The 23,832-nt window shown below is 66.3% G+C and carries 23 protein-coding genes; 5 read left to right on the top strand and 18 right to left on the bottom strand.

The annotated features are described in order from the left end of the window. Nucleotides 1-64 precede the first annotated feature (64 nt). The 3 genes from U0034_RS22535 to U0034_RS22525 are packed head-to-tail and all read right to left on the bottom strand — an operon-like array spanning nucleotide 65 to nucleotide 2,582. Nucleotides 65-1,054 carry a lysylphosphatidylglycerol synthase domain-containing protein gene (locus U0034_RS22535; RefSeq protein WP_085224606.1) on the bottom strand — a complete coding sequence of 330 codons (990 nt, stop codon included), beginning with the start codon at nucleotides 1,052-1,054 and terminating at the stop codon, nucleotides 65-67. Then, nucleotides 1,051-1,893 (bottom strand): HalD/BesD family halogenase, encoded by an 843-nt coding sequence (locus U0034_RS22530; protein WP_233211837.1) that lies wholly within the window; start codon nucleotides 1,891-1,893, stop codon nucleotides 1,051-1,053. Before U0034_RS22530 ends, U0034_RS22535 begins: the two co-directional genes overlap by 4 nt. After that, nucleotides 1,890-2,582 (bottom strand): CDP-alcohol phosphatidyltransferase family protein, encoded by a 693-nt coding sequence (locus U0034_RS22525; RefSeq protein ID WP_085224608.1) that lies wholly within the window; start codon nucleotides 2,580-2,582, stop codon nucleotides 1,890-1,892. The genes U0034_RS22530 and U0034_RS22525 overlap by 4 nt, the downstream gene beginning before the upstream one ends. Before the next feature lie 229 nt (nucleotides 2,583-2,811). Here U0034_RS22525 and U0034_RS22520 point away from each other — a divergent pair, with 229 nt between their 5' ends. The 3 genes from U0034_RS22520 to U0034_RS22510 all read left to right on the top strand — a co-directional run bounded on the left by U0034_RS22520 (nucleotide 2,812) and on the right by U0034_RS22510 (nucleotide 5,696). Continuing rightward, a complete protein-coding gene (locus tag U0034_RS22520) occupies nucleotides 2,812-3,243 on the top strand; it encodes a hypothetical protein (RefSeq protein ID WP_085224609.1) in 432 nt (143 codons plus the stop codon). Between the two features lie 360 nt (nucleotides 3,244-3,603). Next, the gene (locus U0034_RS22515) at nucleotides 3,604-4,782 is read left to right on the top strand and encodes a porin (protein ID WP_085224612.1); all 1,179 of its coding nucleotides are present in this window, start codon (nucleotides 3,604-3,606) and stop codon (nucleotides 4,780-4,782) included. 161 nt (nucleotides 4,783-4,943) lie between these two features. Next, nucleotides 4,944-5,696: a hypothetical protein gene (locus tag U0034_RS22510; RefSeq protein WP_085224614.1), complete on the top strand. Its 753-nt coding sequence runs from the start codon at nucleotides 4,944-4,946 to the stop codon at nucleotides 5,694-5,696. A gap of 59 nt (nucleotides 5,697-5,755) precedes the next feature. Here U0034_RS22510 and mdcH read toward each other — a convergent pair whose 3' ends face one another. From mdcH to U0034_RS22470, 8 genes are read right to left on the bottom strand one after another with little or no spacing between them, the layout of a single operon-like run. Continuing rightward, complete coding sequence (mdcH, locus tag U0034_RS22505) at nucleotides 5,756-6,691, bottom strand: malonate decarboxylase subunit epsilon (RefSeq protein WP_085225401.1); 936 nt, start codon at nucleotides 6,689-6,691, stop codon at nucleotides 5,756-5,758. Between the two features lie 2 nt (nucleotides 6,692-6,693). Then, entirely contained in the window at nucleotides 6,694-7,317 is a 624-nt protein-coding gene (locus U0034_RS22500) for a malonate decarboxylase holo-ACP synthase (RefSeq protein WP_102622894.1), read from the bottom strand. Nucleotides 7,318-7,325: 8 nt separating this feature from the next. Then, nucleotides 7,326-8,144, bottom strand: a complete 819-nt coding sequence (mdcE, locus tag U0034_RS22495) for a biotin-independent malonate decarboxylase subunit gamma (RefSeq protein ID WP_085224619.1) — start codon at nucleotides 8,142-8,144, stop codon at nucleotides 7,326-7,328. After that, nucleotides 8,141-9,040: a biotin-independent malonate decarboxylase subunit beta gene (locus tag U0034_RS22490; protein WP_085224621.1), complete on the bottom strand. Its 900-nt coding sequence runs from the start codon at nucleotides 9,038-9,040 to the stop codon at nucleotides 8,141-8,143. Before U0034_RS22490 ends, mdcE begins: the two co-directional genes overlap by 4 nt. Continuing rightward, the gene (locus U0034_RS22485; protein ID WP_085224623.1) at nucleotides 9,037-9,369 is read right to left on the bottom strand and encodes a malonate decarboxylase subunit delta; all 333 of its coding nucleotides are present in this window, start codon (nucleotides 9,367-9,369) and stop codon (nucleotides 9,037-9,039) included. Before U0034_RS22485 ends, U0034_RS22490 begins: the two co-directional genes overlap by 4 nt. Continuing rightward, a complete protein-coding gene (locus U0034_RS22480) occupies nucleotides 9,357-10,283 on the bottom strand; it encodes a triphosphoribosyl-dephospho-CoA synthase (protein ID WP_170151688.1) in 927 nt (308 codons plus the stop codon). The genes U0034_RS22485 and U0034_RS22480 overlap by 13 nt, the downstream gene beginning before the upstream one ends. Then, the gene (mdcA, locus tag U0034_RS22475) at nucleotides 10,283-11,965 is read right to left on the bottom strand and encodes a malonate decarboxylase subunit alpha (protein ID WP_085225405.1); all 1,683 of its coding nucleotides are present in this window, start codon (nucleotides 11,963-11,965) and stop codon (nucleotides 10,283-10,285) included. The genes U0034_RS22480 and mdcA overlap by 1 nt, the downstream gene beginning before the upstream one ends. A 34-nt stretch (nucleotides 11,966-11,999) precedes the next feature. Further along, a complete protein-coding gene (locus U0034_RS22470) occupies nucleotides 12,000-12,782 on the bottom strand; it encodes a GntR family transcriptional regulator (RefSeq protein WP_085224625.1) in 783 nt (260 codons plus the stop codon). A 147-nt stretch (nucleotides 12,783-12,929) separates the two neighbouring features. Here U0034_RS22470 and U0034_RS22465 point away from each other — a divergent pair, with 147 nt between their 5' ends. Beyond that, nucleotides 12,930-14,228 (top strand): MFS transporter, encoded by a 1,299-nt coding sequence (locus tag U0034_RS22465; protein ID WP_085224627.1) that lies wholly within the window; start codon nucleotides 12,930-12,932, stop codon nucleotides 14,226-14,228. A 50-nt stretch (nucleotides 14,229-14,278) separates the two neighbouring features. Here the strand turns inward: U0034_RS22465 and U0034_RS22460 are convergent, their stop codons facing one another. After that, a complete protein-coding gene (locus tag U0034_RS22460) occupies nucleotides 14,279-15,844 on the bottom strand; it encodes an SH3 domain-containing C40 family peptidase (RefSeq protein WP_233211838.1) in 1,566 nt (521 codons plus the stop codon). A gap of 95 nt (nucleotides 15,845-15,939) precedes the next feature. Next, the gene (locus U0034_RS22455) at nucleotides 15,940-16,857 is read right to left on the bottom strand and encodes an ATP adenylyltransferase family protein (RefSeq protein WP_085224629.1); all 918 of its coding nucleotides are present in this window, start codon (nucleotides 16,855-16,857) and stop codon (nucleotides 15,940-15,942) included. A 287-nt stretch (nucleotides 16,858-17,144) separates the two neighbouring features. Here U0034_RS22455 and U0034_RS22450 point away from each other — a divergent pair, with 287 nt between their 5' ends. Further along, nucleotides 17,145-18,233, top strand: coding sequence for a hypothetical protein (locus U0034_RS22450; protein ID WP_176072583.1), 1,089 nt, complete (start codon nucleotides 17,145-17,147; stop codon nucleotides 18,231-18,233). A gap of 33 nt (nucleotides 18,234-18,266) precedes the next feature. On the opposite strand, the gene U0034_RS22445 is transcribed toward U0034_RS22450, so the two are convergent. The 5 genes from U0034_RS22445 to U0034_RS22425 all read right to left on the bottom strand — a co-directional run bounded on the left by U0034_RS22445 (nucleotide 18,267) and on the right by U0034_RS22425 (nucleotide 23,828). Beyond that, nucleotides 18,267-18,545, bottom strand: a complete 279-nt coding sequence (locus U0034_RS22445) for a hypothetical protein (protein WP_085224631.1) — start codon at nucleotides 18,543-18,545, stop codon at nucleotides 18,267-18,269. A gap of 89 nt (nucleotides 18,546-18,634) precedes the next feature. Further along, nucleotides 18,635-20,056, bottom strand: a complete 1,422-nt coding sequence (locus U0034_RS22440) for a carbohydrate porin (protein ID WP_085224633.1) — start codon at nucleotides 20,054-20,056, stop codon at nucleotides 18,635-18,637. A 378-nt stretch (nucleotides 20,057-20,434) separates the two neighbouring features. Then, complete coding sequence (locus U0034_RS22435) at nucleotides 20,435-21,403, bottom strand: type II secretion system F family protein (protein WP_085224635.1); 969 nt, start codon at nucleotides 21,401-21,403, stop codon at nucleotides 20,435-20,437. 46 nt (nucleotides 21,404-21,449) lie between these two features. After that, nucleotides 21,450-22,427, bottom strand: coding sequence for a type II secretion system F family protein (locus U0034_RS22430; RefSeq protein ID WP_085224637.1), 978 nt, complete (start codon nucleotides 22,425-22,427; stop codon nucleotides 21,450-21,452). 30 nt (nucleotides 22,428-22,457) lie between these two features. Next, on the bottom strand, nucleotides 22,458-23,828 hold the full coding sequence (locus U0034_RS22425) for a CpaF family protein (protein ID WP_085224639.1): 1,371 nt from the start codon (nucleotides 23,826-23,828) through the stop codon (nucleotides 22,458-22,460). Between the last annotated feature and the right edge of the window lie 4 nt (nucleotides 23,829-23,832).

Here is a 23,832-nt window from a genome sequence, read left to right as displayed (position 1 = left end):
CCTTCCTAGACTTGCTGAACTTGCTGATATTGCTGAATGATCTTCGGCCGGGTGCCGCCCGTGGCTACGACCGGGCGGCTACCCGCCGGCGCTGCCACTTCCGCTCGCTCCAGTGCAGATAAGCGATGCCTGGCAAGCCCAATGCGAGTTCGCGAGCCCGCTTGGCAAGCGAGAGTGCAAGGGCCGTTTCGGGGGCGAGGCCAACCAGCGGCCCGAGCAGCAGATAGCCCCCCTCCTGTGCGCCGAGCGAGCCGGGGATGGCGAACGCCGCGCCGCGGATCGCCTGCCCGACGCTTTCGAGCAGCAGCGCTTCGGCCCAGCCGACCGGATGCCCGAGAAAGCGCAGCGCGAGCCACACCTCGCCGGTTCCGACGATCCAGCCGACGAGGCTCACCGCGAACGTCGCGGCAACGCGCCACTGGCGGCGGTAAAGCGCCTGCACGCGGACGTCGATCGCGTCGGCCCGCGCCGCCAGTGCGGCATTGGGTTTTCCGAATACCTTCGATGCCAGCCGGGCGAAGCCACCAAAAAGACCGCGCCGCTGCGCAACGTAGAACGCGATCATCGCCACGGCAAGAACCGCGCTCGCGACGAGCGTGGCGGTGCGCACGCCCGCCGTCGCATGATGCGTGCTCGTGGCCGCCGCCGCGAAGGCCGCAAGCCCGATGAGTGCGAACACGATCTGCGCGAACGCTTGCATCGTCGTGCTCACGGTAATGGCCGCGGCCGCGCGCGGAAGCGGCAGGCCGCGCTGCGCGAGATGGCGCGCCATCAGCACGGGCCCGCCGAGCTGGCCGGCGGGCAGCAGGCTGTTGACCGATTCGCCGGCCCAGCGGGCGAACATCGTGTCCTTGAACGTGGTCCTGCGCGGCGCGAGCACCCGGATGGCCCCGGCGTCGATCGCGAGCGGGACCACGTGGAATGCCGCGACGAGCGCGAGCCCCCAGCCGGCGGCGGCCAATGCGCCGGCCACGGCACCGACGCCTTGCCACGCGAGCAGCGCGACGAATACGACCGTGCCGAGCGTCAGCAAAGCCATGGCGGCGCGCGTCATGCGCCGTGTCCTCCACCGCCGGCCGGAGCGTTCGACTTGCCGAACACCTGGCGAAAGCCGAAATAGGCAACGGCGTCTTTCATGTTCGAGATGAACCGGCGCCATGGTCGCATGTGCGCATCGGTCACGTACTCGAGCGTCAGCGACACGCGCATTTCGCCGGCGCCCATCGGCGTGATCCGATGCCGCAGCTTGTCGCCGTCGAACAGCACGATCGCACCGGGCGGATACTGCACCGAGCCCGGCACGGGGGCGCGGCCGGGCGTGCGTGTGTGCAACTCGTAGTCGAGCCGGCAGGAGGAATCGTCGATCACGCCGAAAAGCACGGTATAGCGGCGGCCCTCGTAATACGACGTGTCGTAATGCCAGCCGATATGATCGCCGGGGCGCGTGTAGTAGTAGAGCGCGTACGCGTGCGGATCGTCCTCGGGAGACGGCAGCAGCTTGTCGCCCGTGATCGCTTCGAGCCACCGCGTAAGCGCCGGCGAACGATAGAGCTCGGCCACGAACGGCGCGAGCTTATCGAGCGTATGCCGGCTTACGCTGCCGCCCTGCTTATGGCCCGGCAGGTAGTTGCGGTTGACGGCGGGCAGCAGTGCCCGCGCGATTTCGGCGAGCCGGGACGTGACGTCGGCAGGGAGGAAATCCTGAAGGTAGAGAAACGCGCCTTGCTCGGCGAAGTCTTTTTCGAGCCGATTCGCGTCGAGCTGGCCCAGTTGCGCCGCCAAGCTGCTTTCGAGTCCCGCACCGCCGGCATCCGCACCGCCGTTATCCGCACCGCCGTTATCCGATTTGGCGCGCAAGTCGGGCGCGCTCCATCCGATTGCCTGCGAGTTCATCGGGACATCCGCAATTCGGTGCCTTGCTGGCCCGGCCGGCCGCGACGCACGATGCGCCAATAGTCGAACACGACCCACGCGGCAAAAAGCGGAGCGCCGATCGCCGCCACGAGGACGAACGGCTGGACACCGTCCGCGAGCGTGACGAGCGGCAGCAGATAGAGCACGTCTTCGGTTTCGAAGCCCCCGGCATAGGCCTGCTTCGTGCCCGCCTTGCCGGCGAACGATTCGATGCGCATGCGCAGGTAAAAGATGAGGGCCACGGCGACGCCGGCGAGCGTGCCGAGTGCGATCGGCATAAGCTGCTGCTCCCCACGCGCGGCTATGCCGATGCCCATCGACACGAAGAGCGCAACGGTGACGAATGCGTCGCTCGCGAGGTCGTAGAAATGGCCGAGCTTGCTGGACTTGCCGCTGATGCGCGCGAGTTCGCCGTCCGTATGATCGATAAAGTTGGACAGCACGACGAAAAGGGCACCGGCGTTCGCCCACGCGAAGCCGCCCTGGGCCAGGCAATAGGCGCCTGCGAGCCCGACGGCGAGGCGCAGCGTGGTCAGGTGGTTCGGGACGACGCGGGTGTTCTTGAGCGGCGTGACGAGCCAGCGGGCCAGCCGTGCGTCCCAGGTACGCGGCGCGGGGGGCGTTGCGGCCTCCGCATAGCACGCATCCGTGTCAGTAGAATTTTCCATCCGCAGAAATATATACGGTTTTGTTCCAGGACGCGTTCGAACCGCGCACGCCAACAGGGACAAGATTCGGGGCGAGATTCGCGTGCGAGTCGAATCCCGTGGGCATGGGGGCGGGAAAGGCGGTACAGTGCCAGCCTCCGCACGTTTTCAGCGGGATCGGGCATCGGCTTTGCCTCCAGCCGTCCGGTGCCTGAACCGAAGCCAAATAGGATTGACTCCGGCCTCCGCCATGAAAAAATTCGTCACTGCCGCCGTTTTTCTCGTTTCGACCGCGCTGCCCGCTGCCGGGCATGCGGGCTCGCTCGACGATCCCTTGCATTGCACCGTCTCGGCCCATGCCTTCATCAGCAAGCTCATCGACGAAAACCTGATCGATCCGCAGCCCTCGCGCGTCGAATCGAATTACATCAATGCGTTCAATCTGGCGAAGGGGGCCGACTTGCATGCCTTCGGCTACCGGGTATTCGCGGTCGTCGGCTACGAGGACGACGATCCGCTCTTTCGCAAGGGCAGTGGCAAGCGGCTTTCCCGCTCCGCTTACGGCGCGGTGGTCTGGGGCTCGACCGAGAAGGTGCAGGCTACCGTCACCGCTGCGCAAAGTCCCGCAATCGTGCATCATGTCGCCCCGTTCATTACCGCGATTTTTTGCGACCGCGATTGATGCATGGCGGCGCTGAAAAATAAACGTGCATAAACGTGCGCCATCGTGCCGCCGGGGCTGCCGGCCGGGCCCGGCCCGCGCCGCGTGCGCCGCGTGCGCCGCGTCCAGCGCCGATTATGACGGTTTTTCGTCTTAGGGAATTCACTGATTGCGTTGGGTCGAGTCAATGGCGGATTTGCTTCGGCGGCCGATCGTCGGCGGCCGCCCCTAATGTGGGTATTGAAAGAGCGAACGAGCATGGACGCGCCAGTTTTGTCATGCAAAGATGATCGCGGTATGGATGGTGGCCGGAGTGAAGCGTTGGTGGTGGCGAAAAAAAATCGAAAAACGGTTCGCGATCGGACGGCCGGGAGGGTTCAAATGAAAAAACACATCGTATCGCTCGCGGTGCTGACGGCATTTGCCGCGCCCGCCATGGCGCAAAACAGTGTCACGCTTTACGGCTTGATCGACGAGGGGTTCGATTTCACCAACAACGTGCTGGGCAGTCATCAGTACGAGTTGCAAAGCGGCCTGGTGCAAGGTAGCCGCTGGGGCCTGAAGGGCGTGGAGGATCTCGGCAGCGGGCTGAAGGCGGTGTTCCAGTTGGAAAACGGCTTCAACGTCAACAACGGGCGGTTGGGCCAGGGCGGCCTCATGTTCGGCCGTCAGGCCTACGTGGGGCTTGCGTCCGATCGGTACGGCACGGTCACGTTCGGCCGTCAGTACGACTCGGTCGTCGATTTTCTCGCACCCGCCACCGCCAACGGCAGTTGGGGCGGCCTGCTGTTTTCGCACCCCTACGACAACGACAACACCGACAACACGTTCCGTGTGAACAACACCGTCAAGTATACGAGCCCGGACCTCTCGGGCCTGCGCTTCGGCGGAACATACAGCTTCAGCAACAGCACGGGCTTTGCCAACAACCGCCAGTACAGCCTCGGTGGCCAGTACACGAGCGGCGGCCTGCTCGTGGCCGCGGCCTATCTGCAGGCCAACAACCCGTCGGCGACAGCCGGCGGGGCGATCGGCAACGGCGGCGATACCGATTTCGTCGCGAGCCGGCTGCGCATTTTCGGCGGCGGCGTCAACTACACATTCGGGCCCGCGACGGCGGGCTTCGTCTATACGAATACGGACGTGCGCGACCCGACGGCCAACGGCTATCTGAACCAGACGGTCACGGGCGAGACCATTGCGCCGATCACCGGCCCGCTCGCCGGTGCAACCGTGGGCTCGATCCGCTTCCAGAACTTCGAGATCAACGGCAAGTATCAGCTCACGCCGGCGTTGTACCTCGGCGCGCAGTACGTCTACACGCTCGAGCGCTACAGCACGACACTCGGCACCGCGAAGCCGCGGATCCACTCCTTTGGGCTGATGGCCGACTACAACCTCTCGAAGCGTACCGACATTTATATCCAGGGCGCGTACCAGCGCGTGGCCGGCGATTCGACCGGGTCGAGCCTCGATCAGGCCTACGTGCCGGGCGCGGCCGATCTGTCCGGTACGTCGCGGCAAGTGGTCGGGCGCGTCGGCCTGCGCCACAAGTTCTGAGCACCGAGCCGGAAGCGGTCGGCAGCCGCGCGCGACTTTGTGCCAACCGCGTTCCGGCCATGGGGCGCGTTGGCCCGCGGCTTGCACCGGGCGTATGCTGACGACGAACCGATGCCGCATCCACCCCGTCGCCGGCCATCGCAACAAAGGAGACGCAGACCATGACCCCGACGCAAGCGCTCGCTGCGCGCCTTATCGAAGCTCATCGCACGCACAGGCCGATCGGCGCGGCGGCACTCGACGAGTTGAAACCCGCCGACGTCGAGCATGCTTACGTCGTGCAGCAATTGGTGCTCGCGGAGCTGGGCGGATGCGCCGGCTACAAGATCGGGGCGGGCACCCCCACGGCCGAGCCGCAATGCGCGCCGCTGCCGGCGCGCAAAGTGGTCGGCGCCGCAACCGGCATACGCCTGAACGACTACGCGCGCGTGGGGCTCGAGCTCGAAATTGCTTTCAGCTTCGCCGTCGACGTCGACCATACATTCACCGAGCGACCGGAAGAGGCGCTGGAGGCCATCGATACGATGTCGGTAGTGGTCGAAGTCGTCGATAGCCGCTACGCGAGCTGGCCGAACGTCGACCCGCTGCTGCAACTGGCCGATCTGCAGAACAATGGCGCGCTCGTCATCGGCGATACCCGGCCCTACGATCGCAACTTCGACTTCTGCACGCCGCAGGTTCGCTTGCGTTGCGGCGAACATGAGGTTTTCAGTGGGCGCGCGAAACATCCGGCCGGCGACCCGCGCCGGCTCGTCGCCTGGCTCGTCGGTCGTGTGCTGCAGACCGGTCATTCCATTCCGGCCCGCACGATGCTCACGACCGGCTCCTATACGCCGGTGTTCTGGACCAGGGAGCCCGCCGTCGTGCATGGCGAAATAGACGGGTTCGGCCACATCGAGTTCAAGATTGCGTAGAGCCGCTGGCAAATCGAGCCTCGGAATAGGACCCGGGAGGGCCCGGGATCGACGGCGGGTCATTGCCCGGGCGCCAGCCGTTTGCGCAAGAGGGGAATCAGCCGTTCGTCAGGAATGGCGCAGGCCGACAGCGCCGGGATTTCCGGGTATGAGACTTGCGCGATCGAAGTGAGCACCTGGCCGGGCGGGACTTCCACGAAGACAGTCGCGCCCATTTCCACGAGTGCCGTCAGGGAATCGAACCACCGTACGGTGTAGCGCATGTTGGTCACGAGGTCTTCGCGTACGGCGTCGCCCGTGCGTAGCGCGCGCGCGTTCCGATTGGCGACGTAGACCGCGCGCGGCGCCCGAAATGTCAATTCCCGCGCGAACGCCGAGAGTTCGTCGGCGGCCTGCGCCAGTAGCTCGCAATGCGAGGGCACGCTTACGTCGAGCCGTTTCGCCCGATGGGCGCCGGCCGCCAATGCGCGCTCGCCGAAGCGTTCGAGCGCGTCGTTGGCACCGGCTACCACGATCTGGCGCGGCGCATTCACATTGCCGACGTAGACGCGCTTTCCTTCCTCGCTCGCGAGGGCATCGGCCAGCGTTTCGACCTCGTGCTCGTTGAGCCCCTCGATGGCAGCGAGCCCATAGCCGCTCGGGTAGGCCGTCTCCATCAGTTGCGCCCGCCTGCGCACGAGGCGCAGGCCATCGGCGAACGCGAGCGCGCCGCTCGTCACCGCCGCCGCGTAGGCGCCAACGGAAAGGCCTGCCGTGAGTGCGAGTTCGAAGCCTTCGTCCTCGAGCCGTCTCGCCGTCGCGACGCCGGCCACGACGAGCGCGATCTGCACGGCAACGCTCGAGCGCAGCGCATCGGCGGTATCGAGCGTCATCACGTCGACGCCGAGCGCATCGGACGCTTCCTCGAGGGTCGCCCGAACCGCTGCGCGATGGGGCAGACGGTGCAAGAACTCGGGGCTTTGGGCGCCTTGGCCCGGAAAGAGGCAGGCCAGCATCATCAGGCTCCTTGCCAGGGATCTTCGACGAGGCGCGGGCCGCCGGCCGTCCGCAGCATCGTTCGGGGCTTGCGCGCAGCCCACTCGGCCAGCGCGATGCCGCCGAACGGCGTTTCGAGCTGAACGTCGATGCGCACGCCGGCACCGCGCGCGCATGCCTGCAGCGCGTCGTGCTGCTGCGCCGCTTCGTCGTGCGTCATGGCATGGGGTGCCTCGACGAGCAGATCGAGGTCGCTACCGGCGGAGATCGTCGGCAGCGCCGTTGCAAGCTCGAAACCGGCACTGCCGGTCGGCCCCCAGCGCAGTTCACCGAACACCGCCGCGTCGCGCAATGCGCGCAGCAGCGCGAAAGGCGCCAGCACGGCGCGGCTGGGCGGCGCATCGATGCCCAACAGCGCGTGCGGGCGGACGATCGTTTCGATGTCCTCGGGTTCGGCGAAGGCGGCGAATCGCTCGCCGCGGCTCGAGCCGCGCACGCCGATCGGCACGCGGCCACCCTCGGCCGGCGCGCGGCGAACGACCGCGAATGGCGCCGCGCGCATCGCATCGTGTGCCCACGGCGGCGAGTCGGCCGACAGCGGCGAGCGCTTGAGCTTCAGCAGATCGTGGGGCCGCGGTTCATGCATCGGTGCACTCAAGCAGCATCCCATTGCTCGGCGAGCCGGCGCCGCACTTCGATCGATGCCGCGCGCGTGCGCTTCGCGGCATCCGAGGCGAGGCGATGCGAGGAGAGATCGCGCGGCGCCTGACGTATGCCCGCCACGGCTTCGGCGAGCAGCCCGCGCACGCGTTCGATCTGCTCGTCGTCCGGCGCGTCCGCATCGATGCCTTCGATGAGACGATCGAGCAGCCCGAGCCGTGCGAACGCAGACATCGAGTACGCCATCGGCGTTACTTTCTCGCCTAGCGCATCGAGGGCCTCGACGGAGCGCCGCGTGACGCGCGCGGCGGCGTCCTTGCCCATTGCGTGGACCATCGTGCCGGGCGCGTCGAGCGCGAGTATCCGGTTTGCCTGATAGCCATGTGCGAGGAATGCGCCCGACATGGCCGGGCCCACGATGAGCGCGACGACAGGGTGGCCGGCCTGCCGCGCCGCGGCATAGGCGTCGACCGCGGCGGCGCAGGCGAGGTGAACGCCGAGCATCTCCTCGCGATAACCGTATGCCTGGCTCTTGACGTCGACGATGGCGACGATGGGGCGCCGCCGTTGCGCGCCATCATCCGCATCCATTGCCTCGCGCACGGCTTTGGCGAGCAGCCAGCCTTGCTCCAGGCCCACGACGTTTTCGCGCGCACGCACGAAGCGGTTCGCGGCATCGGGCACGACGGCGATGAAGCGAGCCTGCGTATCGCCGAGCGCGGCATCGGCGCTGAGCACGGGGGCGGGTGTGAGCGATGGGCCGGCGAGCGCACGCAGCCAGCGCGCGCCGCGGGTAAGGTCTGCGTCGTTCATCGGCACTCCTCGGTATCCGGTTCGTGTTGAGCGGCCTGCGGCATGGCGCGGGCCTCGAAGATCGCGCGCATCGATTCAGGCGTGATGCTGCTCGGATCGACCTGGGCCAGATGCGACAGATAGGCGTCGACGGCTTCGCTGCGGTGCTGAGCCGGTACGCCTTGCGCGAATGCAACGTGCCCGGCCGTGGCGACGGCGCTCGCGTCGTCTTCGACGAGGGCATCGGCGAATCCCGTAGCGACACGCTGTGCGCCGCCGATCAACTGCCATATGCGCCGGCGGTCGCTCGCGTCGAGCTCCTCGATGCCCGCTTCCTGTTCGATGACCTCGGGCCCGTTCATGCCGAGCCGACCTTGGCGCGTCATGACGAGGCGCGTGCAGAGCGCGGCCGCCAGCGACATGCCGCCGAAGCAGCCGACCATGCCCGCAATGACGCCGACGACCGGCACGTGCTTGCGCAGCGCCACGATGGCCGATTGGATTTCGGCGATGACCGCGAGGCCCAGATTCGCCTCCTGCAGCCGGACGCCGCCCGTTTCGAAGACGATGACCGGGCGCACGGGCCTGCCGCGTTCGCAGTCGCGCAGGGCCAGCTCGAGGGCGGCTGCGATCTTGCTGCCCGACACTTCGCCGATGCTGCCGCCCTGGAACGCCGATTCGATCGCGGCGACGACGGCGGGCTCGCCGTCGATCGTGCCGCGTGCGATGACCGCACCGTCATCGGCCTGGCAGACGATGCCTTGCAGCGGCAGCCACGGAGACATGATGCGATCGAAGGGACCGACCAGCTCGCGGAACGTGCCGGGGTCGAGCAGGGCGCGCGCCCGTTCGCGGGCCGTGAGTTCGATGAAGCTCTCGCGCGAGTTGAAAGGCGCGGGGTCGAACCGGTCGGTCATGGTGTTTCTCCTTGCAACGCGCCGCCCGAAGCCTGCGCGCCTTCGGCTGCCTCCACGGCTTCGGCGAGCCTCAGGGCGACCACGCCGGGCGTCGCGCCGAAATCGTTGATTTCGATCGTTGCCGCGCCGTCGTAGTGCGAGAAGAAGCGATCGAGAACGTGCTTCCAGATGTGCCCGTATCCGTCGACGCTCGTGGTCACGGTCACGCGGGCCTGCATCGTGTCGCTCGGCGAGAGCAGGATCTCGAGATCGCCCGAGCCGACCACGCCGACGTGCGCGCGTGCCCTGACCGCGCGTTTGGCCGAATAGTCGAAGGTCAGATGTTCCATGCGGTTCGTCTCCCGCCGGTGCCGTAGCGCACCAGCTTGTCGATGAAGAGCGTTGCGGCGAGCAGATCGGCCGCGCCGCCCGGCGAAGCATTCATTGCGGTCAGCTCGCGTTCGAGCCGATAAAGCGCCGCGCGGCCGGGCAGACTCGCGCTGCCGCCCGCATCGAGCACCGCGCGCGCGCCGCGCTTGGCCGCGACGAGCGCCGGCATGCCGGCGCGATGCAGCAGGCATGTGTCGTCGAGCGTGGTCATGATGGCGAGCAGCGCGTCGATGCGGGCGGCGTTTTCTCCGTAGCCCCGGCGCCGCGCCGCGACGAGCGCGGGCAAGCCGGCGTGCAGTACGTGCGGAAATCCTTCCTGCGCCTCGCGACGCGCACCGCCTATGCCGTAGCGTTCGCATACGCGCGAACCGTTGCTGTCGGACGCCGTTGCCGCATAGTCGGGAAAGCAGGCGATCTGCGCGCCGAAGCCGCAGACTGCCTGTGGATCCGAGGTGCCCAGCGCATCGTGCGAAATCGTTGCGCCCGCAACGAGCAGGCCGACGATCCAGATCGCGCCGCGGTGCGTATTGCTGCCGCCCGTGGCCGCCATCATGTCGGCTTCGCCGGCCCGCCCGATGGCGGCGAGGTCCGTGCGCAGCAAGGCGGAGGGGCGGCGCGTGCGGCTGGCCTGGGCCAAGGCGGCGAACGTGGGTGCCAGGGCGTGGGCCGAGCGCATCATGCGCGCGAGATCGAGGTCGCGATGCGCACCGCTGCCGCGCCGGTCGACGAGCGCGGGCTTCGGTGTGAGGTTGGCCTCTTCGACGAGCGCGTCGACGGCGAACGACGCGAGTCTGGCGGTGAGCGCGTTCTCTGTCTCCCCGGCGTTGCGCGCGGCGAGGCTGGCCGCGCCCATCGTGTTCGGGCCGGGCCGCATCACCAGCTCCGGAAGCGCGCCGGTGGTGCATAAAGCCCGCCGGACCATTCGACCAGATCGTCGATGCTGCGCGCGGCCAGCATCGAACGCTTGGCCTGGGCGCGGCGGATGCCGAGATCCTCCGGGTACGCGACGATGCCGCGGCGCCTGAGTTCCGCTGTGCGGGCAGGATCGGCCCGCAGGCCGATGGGCGTGACGCCGGCCACCGCCGCGAGCGCCGCGCGCCGCTCCTCGGTGCCTTGCGCCTTGTGCAGGTAGGCAATGCCTTCCTCGGTCACGACGTGGCTGACGTCGTCGCCGTAGATCATGACCGGTGCGATCGGCATGCCGCTTTTTTCGCCGACGGCCACCGCGTCGAGCGCTTCGACGAAGGTTGGCTCGCCGCCTTTCTTGTAGGTTTCCGCCAGCTGCACGACGAGCTTGTGTCCGCGCGCGATGCCCGATGCCCCGCCGTCGTTCGCGCCTTGCGGGCTCATCAATTTGAGCCATGCCTCGCTCGCATGGCGGCGCCCGCGCGGGTCATGTCCCATGTTCGGCGCGCCGCCGAATCCGGCGAGCCGTCCGCGCGTCACCGTGGAGGAATTCGCATCGCCGTCGATCTGCAATGTCGAGCCGATGAAAAGATCGACGCCGTACTGCCCCGCGAGCTGGCAAAGCACGCGATTCGATCGCAGACTGCCGTCGCTGCCCGTGAAGAACACATCGGGCCGGGCGGCGATATAGGCTTCCATGCCCACTTCGCTGCCGAAGCAGTGCACGCTGTCGACCCAGCCCGATTCGATCGCCGGAATCAATGTGGGGTGCGGGTTGAGCGTCCAATTGCGGCAGATCTTGCCCTTGAGGCCCAATTCCGCGCCATATGTCGGCAGTATCAGCTCGATCGCCGCGGTGTCGAATCCAATGCCGTGATTGAGCGACGTGACGCCGTACGGCTCGTAGATGCCGCGAATCACCATCATCGCGGTCAATACCTGCAAGTCGCCGATATGGCGCGGGTCGCGCGTGAAGAGCGGCTCGACCGCGAACGGGCGGTCGGCCTCGACCACCACATCCACCCAGGAGCCGGGAATGTCGACGCGCGGCAGTTCGTCGACGATCTCGTTCACCTGAACGATTACGATGCCGTGCCGGAATGCGGCCGCTTCGGCGATCGTCGGCGTGTCTTCGGTATTGGGCCCCGTGTACAGATTGCCGTGACGGTCCGCCTGCTCGGCGCACAGCAAAGCCACGCGCGGCGTGAGGTCTACGAACATGCGCGCGTACAGCTCGACGTAGGTATGGATCGCCCCGACTTCGAGTTGGCCGTCTTCGAGCAGTTGCGCGACGCGCAGGCTCTGCGGCCCGGCAAACGAAAAATCGACGCGATGCGCGATGCCGCGCTCGAACAGCGTCAGATGCTCGGGACGGCTGATGCTCGAGATCAGCAGATGCACGTCATGCACCTTCTTCGGCTCCACCTGCGCCAAGGCGCGCGAGAGAAAGTCGGCCTGCTTTTGATTGTCGCCTTCGAGCGCGACGCGGTCGCCGGGGCACACGAGCGCCTGCAGGGCGTCGACGATGCGCGCGCGCGGCAGCACGCCCTCTTCGAGCCAGGGTTCGACGAGCGCGAGCCGTCGCGCTTTCTCGTCGCGCAAGGTCGTCCAGGACCGGGCGGCGGCGGGCGTATCGATGGTCGTGTTCATGGGCATGCGGATTCGATCGCGAAAATGGGGCGGGTCATGCCTTCTTCGAGTGGGACGCGGAGGCCGCACGCCGCTCGCGTGCGCGTTTGGCGCCGGTACGCCCCGCGTCGGAGCTGCCTTCGGCGAGCATACGATAAAGCAGCTCGCCCGTATCGAGCAGGTGTTCGGTCAGCAATTTCTGCGCCGTTGCCACCTCGCCCCGGCGCACGGCTCGCAAGATCGCCGCATGCTCGCGGTCCGATACGTCCTTGCGGTCGGGCAGGCCGAACTTCACGCGCAAATAGCGCTCGCCGCGGCGGTGAAGCGTGGTGATCAGCTCCATCAGCTGCGGCCTTGCCGCCGGGGCGTACAGGCTCATATGAAACGCTTCGTTGCGCGCGACGTAAAGCGCCGGATCCGGCTCGTTGCGCGCGGCGTCGCAGAGGCTTTGCGCTACGCGCAGCGTCGCCTCCGTATGAGCCGGTATGGCCAGAGAGACCGCCAGGCTTTCGAGCGAGGCGCGGATCTCGTAGATCTCGCGCGCTTCGTCGGCTAACAGCGGCGCCACGGTGGCGCCCTTGTTCAGCTCGACTTTCGCCCAGCCCTCGCTCTCGAGCTGGCGCAAGGCCTCGCGCACCGGAATAGCGCTGACAGAGAAATGCCGTGCAACCGCGTCCTGTCGCAGCGGTGCCCCCGGCGCGAGCGTGCCTTCGACGATTGCAGTGCGCAGCGCGTCGGCCACCATTTTCGCCGCACTCATTCGCGGCGCCGCCGGGGCGATGGCCAGCGGCAGCGCGTCGGCCTCGTCTAAGGGAAAACGATTCGTTGCTTGATCCATAGTGGTCGATATTATATACAAAATATTCGATAAGAAAGCGGGCAAACCCTGGGACGCGAAGCGGCCCGAAGCCCGTCGCGGCGCCGCGGATGCGCGGCACGACGTTGGAAGACGTGTTTGTCCAAACCGGATTTTCGGAGGAGTGAGATGAGCTCAATGACGGAAAGCGCGCGTGCGGCACGACATCGCACGCCGCTCAATCGCTCGCAGATAGCGGGCTTCTGGGGCGCATGGGCAGGATGGACGCTCGACGGCATGGATTCGTTTATTTACGCACTCGTGCTGACGCCCGCCCTGACGGAACTGCTGCCGCGCTCGGGCTACGAAGCTACACCGGCGAACATCGGCCTCGCCGGATCGATCCTTTTCGCGCTGTTTCTGGTCGGATGGGGGCTGTCGTTCATCTGGGGGCCGCTGGCCGATCGATTCGGCCGCACGAAGGTGCTGGCCGGCACGATCTTCACGTTCGCGATCTTCACGGGGTTGGCCGCGACCGCGCACGATGTCTGGCAACTCGGGACCTATCGGTTCCTGGCCGGCGTGGGAATCGGAGGCGAGTGGGCGCTCGCCGGCACGTACGTGGCGGAGGCGTGGCCCGAGGACCGCCGCAAGATGGGCGCGGGTTATCTGCAGACCGGCTATTACGCGGGCTTTTTCCTCGCCGCCGCGCTCAACTATACGGTCGGCGTGCACTTCGGCTGGCGCGCGATGTTCCTCACGGGTGCCGTGCCGGTCGTGCTTGCGATCATCATTTTGCTGCGCGTGAAGGAGCCGGAAAAATGGAAGAAGGCCGAGGCGCGCGCGATGCCGGCGCGCCCACTGCGCGAAATCCTCGGTGCGCATTACCGGCGCCGCACCTGGGTGGCCTGCGCGCTCTTGACGATCGCCATCGTCGGTCTCTGGGCTGGCGCCGTCTACGAGCCCTCCGCCGTCATCCAACTGGCCATGCGTTCCGGCATGTCGAAAGCGGACGCGATCAAGACGGCTTCGCTTGCGACCGGACTGCTGTCGATCGGCACGATTCTCGGCTGCCTCGCGTTGCCGCCGCTCGCCGAACGCATCGGCCGCAAGAAGACGCTCGCCGTCTATTTTGCGGGCATGGCGATATCGATCGCGGGCAGCTTCGGCTGGGCATTCTATCTGCCCAACGGGCTCGCGCCGTTCATCGCATGGCTGTTCGCGCTGGGCTTTTTCGGCGGCAACTTCGCACTCTTCAGCCTCTGGCTGCCCGAGCAGTTCGAGACGCGCGTCAGGGCGACCGCCTTTGCGTTTTGCACTTCGCTCGGACGCTTCGTAGGCGCTGGCGTCAACTTCGCGCTCGGTGCCGCCGTGCTGCACACCCACACGCTCGGCTTGCCGGTTGCGCTGACCGCCGTCGCCTTCGTCATCGGTCTGGCGATCATTCCGTTCGCGCCCGAGACGCGCGGCGAAACGCTGCCTCAGTAAGCCAGTGGGCAATACGGGCAAGGGCGGCGCCGCCGCGCTCGGCATTCGGCTCAGCCTGCGGGGTTTTCCTCGTCGGCGGCCGGTGCCGAGCCGCTCGGCGAGCCGATGACGCTCATCTGGAACGTGGGTGTGCCCGCTAGCGATTGCAGCGCGGGATCCTCGGGAATCCTCAATAAGAGCGGCAGGATCGCCGAGCCGCCGATGACGGCCCGCCGGCTGTCGTCCGCGGGCCGCAGTCCCCAGATGTCCTGATACACGAGCGGGACGGTCTGGCCGTCGCGGCGAATCGGTCCCAGATAGAGCATGACGTGGCCGCCGATGTATATCAGCGTGCGCATCGGCTCTCCATGGCGAAGCAGGTAATCGACGCGCTCGGCGGGTGTGTCGGCCGACAGATCGGTCATGTGGCCGGCGCTCATTTGCGTCGACGAGTGGCGTGGCAACCAGATCCCGAAAGCGGCGAACATGCTTTGGAGTTCCGACGAACAATCGTTGTAGAAGCCCGTGTTGCCCCAACCGTAGGGCCGCCCGATCAGCGCCTTGATGAGCTGCGCCAAATGGCGCGGCGTGGCCGCAAGCGGCATCGGTGCGACCTGGTTGGCCGTAAGATGGGCGCGGCGTGCGACAGCGTGACCATCGATGCCGCGCGCGGGGACCAGCACGGTGTAGCGGGCGGCGGGTGCCGTGGCGGGTGTTGCGGGCGCACTGGCGGTTGCGGTGGTCGCCGCGGCCGTTGCGTTCACTAGCGGCAATAGCGTGCCCGCCGGTGCCTCGAAGCGGAATACGCCGTTCTCGTCGGTGACGGCGGCCGATGCCGCGATGATGGCACCCCATGAAGCGCGCGCGGCGCGACGCCAGTCGTTGGCAAACGCGTCGTCGATCGAGGCGAGCCCCCGTGCCTGAACCCAACCCTGCACGTCGGGCGTTTGCACATAAGCCCATGCCCGGTCGGCGCTGCGCCCGAGCACATAGAGCGGCGTGCCGGGGCGCACGCCCGATACCTGCAGGTTGTCGAACGGATAGCCTTCGCCCGCGAGGGTATGCGAGAAGAACGACGGGTCCATGGTCGGCAACTCGCGAACGAGCAGGTTGTCGACAGCGATCGACCGTGCGTCCGGCACGTAGTGCGGCGCGCGCGTGAACTGCGCGATATCCATGTTCGTTTCGATTGCATCGATCCAGGCCGATGTATGAGGGCGATAGTTTTGGCCGTAGCCGATGCGCTTGTCGGCCTTGCCTTCGTTGTCGTACCGGCCGATGCGCCGGAGCTGAAGGTCGACGATGTCCTCCCCGTGCTTGACGTAGACTCGCGAGTCGATGAACGCCGCGTTCCACGGGGACGGGTCGCGCGCCAGGGTGCCGAAGTAACGCGCGTAGAGCGCATCCAGGTGGCGGCGCTGATCGGCGGCACCGAGGAAGGGCTTGTCATAGCCGGGGCTCGATGGGTCGATCCACCGATCGACGTTCTGGTCATAGGCGGCCATCGGATAGAGCGCGATCGGATCGGTATAGGCCTGCCTGGTCGTGGGCGAGGGCTGAGTGGCGCACGCGCCCAGCGCGAGGCACAGGGCGGCAAGGCTCAGTCGAAGCCTGCCGGCCATGTCGAGAAAGCGCATCGATGAGGAGTCCGAAAAGAATGAAGAAACGGCAAAAAGGGTAGCCCGAGGAGCTCGTGGAAAGCGGCGCGAACGCGGTTGCATCGACGCTCGCCTCAGCCGCCGCTGCTGCCACGGTTGCCGCCGGCGAGCGGGCGGGCCACGCGCTGCAAAAGCCGCAGTGGACCGACTCGGCGGACGGCTTCCATCTGCGTCGCATCGCGCACGAACAGCGAGCCGGCGAATCCGAGCGCGTTGACCGCGACGCCTTCGGCGCTTTCGGCCGTGCGCGGCACCGCGAGCATCCACCGAGATGTGACGAGCAGATTGTACGGCGCGCTCTGTCGCGCATCGGCGGGGCTGGCGAGCGCGCTCACGCCTAGCGTGTCGAGCAGCCGGCGATAGGCCGCGAGCATCGCCGGCGCCGCCTCGCCGCGCTCGGACGTAAGGCGGCAAAAAGCATGGGCGAAAGGCAGCCCCGCCACCGTGCAGACGCGGCCGTCTCGCGGCGCGGCATCGAGGAGCGGCGCGATGGGCAGTGGCATGCCGGCCTCTCCGAGCGCCGGCGCAACGGCTTGCATGTGTTTGTGCCGCTGGCTGGCGCCTGCTTGCACGCCACCGTTGTAAAAGCCGAGCCAGCCGTCGAGCGCCTGCAGGCACAGATTCCACGCTTCGAAATCGGCCAGTCCGAGCAGTGTTTCCTGATCTTCGAACGCACGCGTGACGATCAACAGATGATGGTCGATGACGTTGAATTTGTTCAGCAAGGCGACGTGCGTCGGCGAAAGATCGGCGACAAACAGATCCGGATCGTAGGGCAGGAACGGATCGAAGTCATCGCCGCGGGCGGCCGGCCGTTCGCGGGCCTTGCGAACGAGGCTCGACACCTGCCGCACGGCGAAGCGCACGCCGCCGTCGTCGATCGTCGCCAGTGAGGTCTCGATCGGCTGCAGCGCGCCGCACGCAAGCGCGTGGCGAGCCCGCTCGACGATTGCTCGCTGCAACCAGCCGGGCTGGGGGGATGGGGACGACATGGGGCGGAGTGGCTCTCGAAGACCTGACGTCCGCTATTTTCCCGCAAATGCGGATGTCACCGTTAAAGACGCATGCCGCGCCGGGCGAGGCTGGCCTCAGCGCGTTTGCGAACGCTTTGGGCGGTCGATGGCGCGAACATGGCGCATAGGGCAAGGCGCGAGCGGACATAATCGTTGGGAGCGCCCGCAAGCGGCGTGCTGATCGGGCGCATGCCGCCCGGGCCATTCATCGATGTCGAGCGGGCATGCGCGTTGCGCGCCCCGCCGTACTGGGGGGCGTTCGCGGCATGTCGCAAACGACTATGCAAACCTGCGATTCCCGCTGTATGCACGAGCAGGTGCAGCGTCCGACGTTGCCGGCGATCGTGCCGTGCGCGCTGGTGTATCTCGACTACGCGGCGGCCGCTAGCCCGAATTGCCGCAGTGCGGACCCGAGCACCTACATCCGGCAGGCGGCCTGTCTGAACCGGTCGTTGCTCGCGGCCGGCATGCCCCGGCTCAACGTCTATACGAACGCTCCGGACGCGGTGGCCGCCGAGTGGGCGGCGTTGCCGGACGCCGCCGCTCGCCCCGCCGTGCACCTGCTGACCACGACCCGCAGCGATCTGCCCAAGAACACACCGTTTTACGCCGCGCACTTCAAGCTCGATCTGATGATGCAGGTCGCGCAGACCTTACCGCCGGATGCGCTTTTTCTGCTGCTCGACACCGACATGGTGGCCATGCGCGGACTGGACGCCGCGCTCGTTGCGCGTAGCGCACGCCTCGGTGCCGGCGTGTTCGACATATCCGACCAGGTGTTCCCGGCGTACGGCAGCGAGCGCGTGATCGCGGACCTCGAACGTGTGGCGGGCGGGCCCCTCGTCAATCCGCGCTGGTATGGCGGCGAGTTCCTGCTTTGCACGCAGGCGTTTCTGGCCTTGCTCGTCGAGCAGGGCCGAGCCTGTTTCGGCCGCTACCTCGCGGCCGTTCGACATCTGCATCATCACGGAGACGAGGCGTTCATTTCGGCCGCGCTTTGCCTGCTGGCGCAAGCGGGGCACGCGTTCGTCGAGGTGGGCGCTTATCAGGCGGTCGGCCGTCATTGGCCCGGCAACACGCATCGGAATCTCTATTGGTTCAGCCGTTGCGCGTTCGTCCACTTGCCGGGCAGCAAATCGCTGATCGAGCGCGAAGCCCGCCGCGATAAGTTCGACCCGGCCTGTGTTTGGCGGGCGCTCGTATGGCGGCACCGGCTCGGCCGGGCAAGGGCGGCGCTCAAGCCATTTGTCCGGATGGCGACACTGCCGGCGTGGCGGCGCCTGCTCGCACCGGCACGCCGCACCGGCGAAACGAAGCTCGAGGCGGCCAAGCGAGATATTTCGGGCAATGCGTAAGGCGCGCGTTTCGCCGGCAGCCCGTTCGGAAGGTTATTCGCCGAAGAGGCTGCGGATATCCTTGCCGTCGTCGGCATCGGCCAGGTTGTATTCGGCACGCACGGCCGCGAGCACGTTCTCGACAGTTCGCTCGAAACCGATGGCGTTGCCGAAATGCTTCATCGTCCAGTTGCAGCCGGACGTGTCCGGCTCCTGTTTTTGCGGGCGCGGCACGGCGATCTTCACCCCGTCCTCGATGACGTCGGGCATGCGATGAATGCGCCGGGCAACCTCGTCGCGCAGGCGCGAAGCAGTGAGGGTCTTGCGGATCACGGGAGGCTCTCCTTCAATGGCACGAGCAATGGGTCCGAGGCCTTCCACTATGCCACGCGCCACGCCATTCGAACTTCTCGCCCGACCGGTCAGAACGTGATGTTCGTGCGCACGCCGACGACGAACGTGTTGCGCAGCGCTTTCGTCTGGTCGTTCGGGTTCTGGCCCGCGCCCGCATTGAACGTGTATTGCAGGTCTCCCTGAATTTGCCACCATGGCGCGACCTGGTATTGATAGGTTGCCTCGAGCGCCGTTTCGCTGCCGCGCGGCACATAGCCGTTGTCGATATCCGAGGCGCGTGCGTGGTTGCCCACCTTGATATAGGCGAGGCCGAGCCCGACGCTGTCGTTTTCTCGCCCTGCGAACGGCGCCTTCATGACCACGCCCAGGTTGGCGCTGACGCTCGCGAGATTGCGGTCCCCGGGGGCGCCCATGACGCGTGCGAACACCCCTACGCTGCGGGCGCCGCTCGGATCCGGGCGCCAGATCATCTGGTCGGCAACGGCGTAAAAACTGTAATTGCCGCGATGAAGCGCAGCGGTTTGCTGATCCGCAAAGCGCCCATTGTTGTACCAGACACCGATCTTGTAGGTACCGGGCAAACCGGTGTGCGTGGTCTTGCCCGGCGCGCCGTCGCCCTCGGCGGGCTGATTGATCGCATACTGCAATTCGCCGATATAGAGGGCGCCGTTATGCAGATTGAAGTTCGTGCCGCTGCGGTTGCCCGCATCGTTGCCGAGCGGATCGCCGTCGAATATGCCGGCCATGGCCGTGAGCGACGGCGCGATGTGCGCGCGTGCGCGCACGCCGAGCGCCGCCAGCGGATACGCGGGGCCGCCGCTCGGCATATCGTATGAGGGTACGCCGGGCCAGCCGAACATCGTGCCGATGAACGTGCTCGCATACTGGCTCGTCATGAACTCCTGGTCGATCGCCTGTTGACCGACCTTCACGTCGAGCCGGTCGTTCAGTAGCGACTGCTGGTACCAGAGCTCCCACAGCCGCGTCGTATCCTGTGCCTCGATGCCGCTCGCCGTGTTCAGCGTGCCCAGATTGTTTTCGCTCAAGTGGCGACCGTGGATCTGCAGCGCGCTGACGTTGAACGAGCCGCCTTTCAGACCAAACGCCTTTTCAGTGTCGACACCGAGGGTCACCGTCGTGACGCCATCGTAGGTACCGCCGCGCCTGAGCCCGCCGCGCAGGTTGGCGAGGTATTCACTCGTTTCGACGATGCCGAGCGTCACGCCATATTTGCCGAGCCATGGGCGCACGCCGCCGATGTCGCCCAGCAGCGTGTCGCGCGTCCAGAGGCTCTGCTCCGCTTGCGGAGCTTGCGTTTCGCCATTCGCCGCGCCGTTGGCGTTCGCGTTCGCGTTCGCCGCGGGTTGGGCATCGGCCGAATCGGACGTACCGGCTGCACGGGCGCCCGCGCCGCCGAGGCAGGCAAAGGCAAGAGCGACGGACACGGTGCACCGGCGCAGCGCGGGCGAGAACGAGGATGTCGACACCATGAAAATCCTTGAAGTTTCTTATGAGGCGCCGATCGGCAACGTCCGTACCGCTCGGCTTGTTTCGGGTATTGCGGCAGCGTCGGCGCTGGCGGGGGGGCAACGATCATAGCCCGCCGATGTTTTCGTGCTTGCCGCGAAAAGTGGAACGATCGTACCGATGGAGCCGGTCATTCGTCAACGAGAATGGGAATGATGCGCAGATGCATTTAGCGCGGCGACGCCCCGGGCGGGGGCGTGCAAGAGGCGGTGCGGCAAGGGAATCGCAGGCGCCGCCCAGGCATCAGCCGGTGAGGCGGTATGCCGCATGAATGTGGCGTAAATCGCACGAACCCGGCCCGACGCGTTGGCCGGTGCGAGCGATGCCGCACCGGCCAAAATTCAGCCCCCGGTTCCCGTCATCGTCGGCAGCAGCACGCGGTAGACATGGATGAACGCAGGCCCGAGCAGCACCGTCAACAGGGCGGGAAAGATGCAAAACGCGAGCGGCAGCAGCAGCTTGAGCGCGATCTTCGCGGCCTGCTCCTCGGCGCGCATGCGCCGCCGTGTACGCAAGGTGTCGGAAAGTACCCGCAGCGAATCGCCAATGCTCGTGCCGAATCGCTCCGCCTGAATCAGCATCGTCGCGAACGAATCGATGTCTTCCACGCCGGTTCTCAGCGACAGGTTGCGCAGCGCCTTTTCCCGCGTGAAGCCCGAGCGCATTTCGAGCAGCATTAATTCGAGTTCGCTGGCAACGATCGTGCTGCGGACCTTGATTTCCTCCGTCACCTTCATGAGCCCGGCATCGAGGCTCAAACCCGCCTCGATGCATACGGTCAGCAGATCGAGTGCGTCAGGGAAGTCCTCGAAAATCGTGCGCTTGCGCAGTCTTACCCGGCGTTTGAGGAAGGTGTTCGGCACGTAGTAGCCAATTCCGCCAAATACGATCAGCACGGCCGAAAGCGCGAGCGGCTGCGCGGCGAGCGACCCGCCGAGCAGCCAGGGCAGCGCGGCGAGCGGAAGTGCCAGCGCAAGCACGGTTTTCGCGGCGAAGTAGATGGCGGCCGCATTCGGCGATCGCCATCCCGCATTCATCAGCTCCACGCGCAGCACCGAATTTTCCCATCCCTCTTTCGGAATGGAGAGCTTGGCGATCGGCTGCGAAAGGTCGGCGATTTTTTCGAGCCACGCCGCACCCGGGGAGGCGACCTCGCCCGCCGCGGCGGCACGAGGCGCCCCGCCGGCCTGCTCGATGCGCTTTCGCATGTCGCGCGGCGCAAAGAGATACATGGCGCCGAACGCCCCGGCGAACACGAAGGCGAACAGCCCTGCCAACAGCAGCAGGTGCATGGTATTGGGCGATTGCATGATGATTTTCTCCTTTATCTCTCGCTGTGGCGCAAGGGTGGCGGCATCAAACGCGGATGCGGATGATGCGCCGCATCGAATAGATACCGATCACCATCAGCCCCGCGATGACCGCAATCACCTTGATGCCCGCCGGGTCCGTCCACAGGACTTCGAGAAACGGGCGGTTCAGCACCATCATGGCGCCCCCGGTAATGAACGGCAGCAAACCGAGCACCCATGCGGACATCTTGCCCTCGGCGGACAGCACGCGAACCTTGTCGAACAGCTTGAAGCGCTCGCGGATCAGGAACGCAATACCGTCGAGTACTTCCGCGAGATTGCCTCCGGTTTCGCGCTGGATCAGCACGGCGATGACGAAGTAGCGCAAATCGCGAATCGGCACACGTTTGGCCAGATTCATGAGCGCTTCGTTGAGCGGCACGCCGTAGTTGATTTCGTCGAACGTAATGCGGAACTCACCCGAGGTGGGCTGCGGGAATTCCGAACTCACCATCCCGATCGCGCTCGCGAACGAGTGGCCGGCGCGCAGCGCGCGGCCGATCGTATCGGCCATGTCGGGCAGTTGCCGCTCGAGCTGCGCGAGCCGCTTGGCACGCCGACGCTTGATGTGGAGATACGGCAGCGCGCTCGAGGCAAGGGCCACAGGCACGCCGATCGCGGGTGGAACCGGCGTAAGCATGGTCGCGATCAGCACCACGAGCGGAAGCAAGAGGCTCGCGAGCACGAGCTTCGACGCCGTCCAGGTCACGCCGGATTGCTGTATCAGCAAATCGAGCGTCTGTACGCGCGGCAACTCCATCAGCAGTTTTTCGAAGCCGCTTGCGTCGCGCAACATGCGGTCCTTGAGAATCGAGAGCCGTTCCTTGCCTATCTGACCACCCGCGGAAAGCGCGCGAATGCGCGATTCGATGCGCCGCGCCGCGGGGCCGTGGCGGCTGTTCCACCAGAGGTAGACGCCCTCTACGGCCAGCACCACGGCGACGAAGACGAGAACGATAAAGGCGTAGAAGATCGGGTCCATACGGGCCTCCTGGAGTTGTTGTTCAGTGCCTCACGCCGTTTCGAAGCGCCGCGCCGGATCGTAGAGCTCGTCCGGCAAATTGATGCCGAAGGCCTGCAACCGTTCGACGAATTTGGGGCGCACACCGGTGGCGGCGAAGTAGCCCTTCACCGCGCCACTGCGATCGACACCGGTGCGCTTGAACGCAAAGAGCTCCTGCATGTTGATGATCTCGCCCTCCATGCCCGTGAGCTCCTGAATGCTGACGATCTTGCGCCGTCCGTCGGTCAGGCGGGTGGCCTGAATCACGACCGAGATCGCCGATGCGATCTGTTGACGCATGGTCTTCGGCGGCAGCCCCATGCCGGCCAGACTGACCATGTTTTCGAGGCGGGTCAGCGCATCGCGCGGCGTATTGGCGTGAATCGTCGCGAGCGAGCCCTCGTGGCCCGTGTTCATCGCGGCCAGCATGTCGAGCGCTTCGGGCCCACGAACTTCGCCGAGGATGATGCGGTCGGGCCGCATGCGCAGCGCATTGCGCACCAGTGTGCGTTGCGTGATCTCGCCGCGTCCCTCGATGTTCGGCGGCCGCGTCTCGAGCCGCAGTACGTGCGGCTGCCGAAGCTGAAGCTCGGCGGCATCCTCGATCGTGACGATCCGCTCGTCGCTTGGAATGAAGCCGGACAGGACATTGAGCAGCGTCGTCTTGCCGCTGCCGGTCCCGCCAGAAATCAGGATGTTCACTTTTGCGCGTGCGAGCGCGTCGAGCAGTTCCGCCATCGGCGGCGTCAATGTCTGCAGATCGATGAGATCGGACATCTGCAGCGGATTGACCGAAAAGCGGCGGATGGAAACAAGTGGACCATCGATCGCCGAAGGCGGAATGATCGCGTTGACGCGCGAGCCATCGGGCAGGCGGGCATCCACCATCGGGCTCGATTCGTCGATGCGCCGCCCCACCCGGGAGACGATCTTTTCGATGATCTTCATCAAGTGCGCATCGTCGTAGAACGTCACGTCGGTGAGTTCGAGGCGGCCCTTGCGCTCGATGTAGGTCTGCTTCGAGGTATTGACGAGGATGTCGGAGATCGTCGGGTCGCGCAGCAGTGCCTCGAGCGGGCCGAATCCGAACATTTCGTCGTAGACGTCGCTCACGAGCTGCTTGCGCTCCTGATCGCTCGCGGGCACGCGCTCCTCGTCGAGAATGCGGCCGATCAGCGCGCCGATCTCCTGGCGGACCTGATCGACGGGCATGCGCGAAAGCCGTTCGAGCTCGACGCGGTCGAGCACCGAATGATGGACTTCGCGCTTGAGCGTTTGATAGGCGGCGCGTGCCATGCCGCTTGCGGACGTGCCCGGACCGCTGTTTCGTTCGCCGAACGATTGCACGAATTGCCCTGATATCTGTTCACGCAGCGACATGATG

Origin of the sequence: Trinickia caryophylli (genome assembly GCF_034424545.1) — a bacterium.
Taxonomy (GTDB): domain Bacteria; phylum Pseudomonadota; class Gammaproteobacteria; order Burkholderiales; family Burkholderiaceae; genus Trinickia; species Trinickia caryophylli.
Note: the sequence above shows the minus strand (reverse complement) of the source record. Positions and strands in the feature narration are given on the sequence as shown.

Coding starts and splice junctions, on each gene's coding strand:
- U0034_RS22535 (WP_085224606.1), bottom strand. CDS start 1,054: ATGACGCGCGCCGCCATGGCTTTGCTGACGCTCGGCACGGTCGTATTC.
- U0034_RS22530 (WP_233211837.1), bottom strand. CDS start 1,893: ATGAACTCGCAGGCAATCGGATGGAGCGCGCCCGACTTGCGCGCCAAA.
- U0034_RS22525 (WP_085224608.1), bottom strand. CDS start 2,582: ATGGAAAATTCTACTGACACGGATGCGTGCTATGCGGAGGCCGCAACG.
- U0034_RS22520 (WP_085224609.1), top strand. CDS start 2,812: ATGAAAAAATTCGTCACTGCCGCCGTTTTTCTCGTTTCGACCGCGCTG.
- U0034_RS22515 (WP_085224612.1), top strand. CDS start 3,604: ATGAAAAAACACATCGTATCGCTCGCGGTGCTGACGGCATTTGCCGCG.
- U0034_RS22510 (WP_085224614.1), top strand. CDS start 4,944: ATGACCCCGACGCAAGCGCTCGCTGCGCGCCTTATCGAAGCTCATCGC.
- mdcH (WP_085225401.1), bottom strand. CDS start 6,691: ATGCTGGCCTGCCTCTTTCCGGGCCAAGGCGCCCAAAGCCCCGAGTTC.
- U0034_RS22500 (WP_102622894.1), bottom strand. CDS start 7,317: ATGCATGAACCGCGGCCCCACGATCTGCTGAAGCTCAAGCGCTCGCCG.
- mdcE (WP_085224619.1), bottom strand. CDS start 8,144: ATGAACGACGCAGACCTTACCCGCGGCGCGCGCTGGCTGCGTGCGCTC.
- U0034_RS22490 (WP_085224621.1), bottom strand. CDS start 9,040: ATGACCGACCGGTTCGACCCCGCGCCTTTCAACTCGCGCGAGAGCTTC.
- U0034_RS22485 (WP_085224623.1), bottom strand. CDS start 9,369: ATGGAACATCTGACCTTCGACTATTCGGCCAAACGCGCGGTCAGGGCA.
- U0034_RS22480 (WP_170151688.1), bottom strand. CDS start 10,283: ATGCGGCCCGGCCCGAACACGATGGGCGCGGCCAGCCTCGCCGCGCGC.
- mdcA (WP_085225405.1), bottom strand. CDS start 11,965: ATGAACACGACCATCGATACGCCCGCCGCCGCCCGGTCCTGGACGACC.
- U0034_RS22470 (WP_085224625.1), bottom strand. CDS start 12,782: ATGGATCAAGCAACGAATCGTTTTCCCTTAGACGAGGCCGACGCGCTG.
- U0034_RS22465 (WP_085224627.1), top strand. CDS start 12,930: ATGAGCTCAATGACGGAAAGCGCGCGTGCGGCACGACATCGCACGCCG.
- U0034_RS22460 (WP_233211838.1), bottom strand. CDS start 15,844: ATGCGCTTTCTCGACATGGCCGGCAGGCTTCGACTGAGCCTTGCCGCC.
- U0034_RS22455 (WP_085224629.1), bottom strand. CDS start 16,857: ATGTCGTCCCCATCCCCCCAGCCCGGCTGGTTGCAGCGAGCAATCGTC.
- U0034_RS22450 (WP_176072583.1), top strand. CDS start 17,145: ATGTCGCAAACGACTATGCAAACCTGCGATTCCCGCTGTATGCACGAG.
- U0034_RS22440 (WP_085224633.1), bottom strand. CDS start 20,056: ATGGTGTCGACATCCTCGTTCTCGCCCGCGCTGCGCCGGTGCACCGTG.
- U0034_RS22435 (WP_085224635.1), bottom strand. CDS start 21,403: ATGCAATCGCCCAATACCATGCACCTGCTGCTGTTGGCAGGGCTGTTC.
- U0034_RS22430 (WP_085224637.1), bottom strand. CDS start 22,427: ATGGACCCGATCTTCTACGCCTTTATCGTTCTCGTCTTCGTCGCCGTG.
- U0034_RS22425 (WP_085224639.1), bottom strand. CDS start 23,828: ATGTCGCTGCGTGAACAGATATCAGGGCAATTCGTGCAATCGTTCGGC.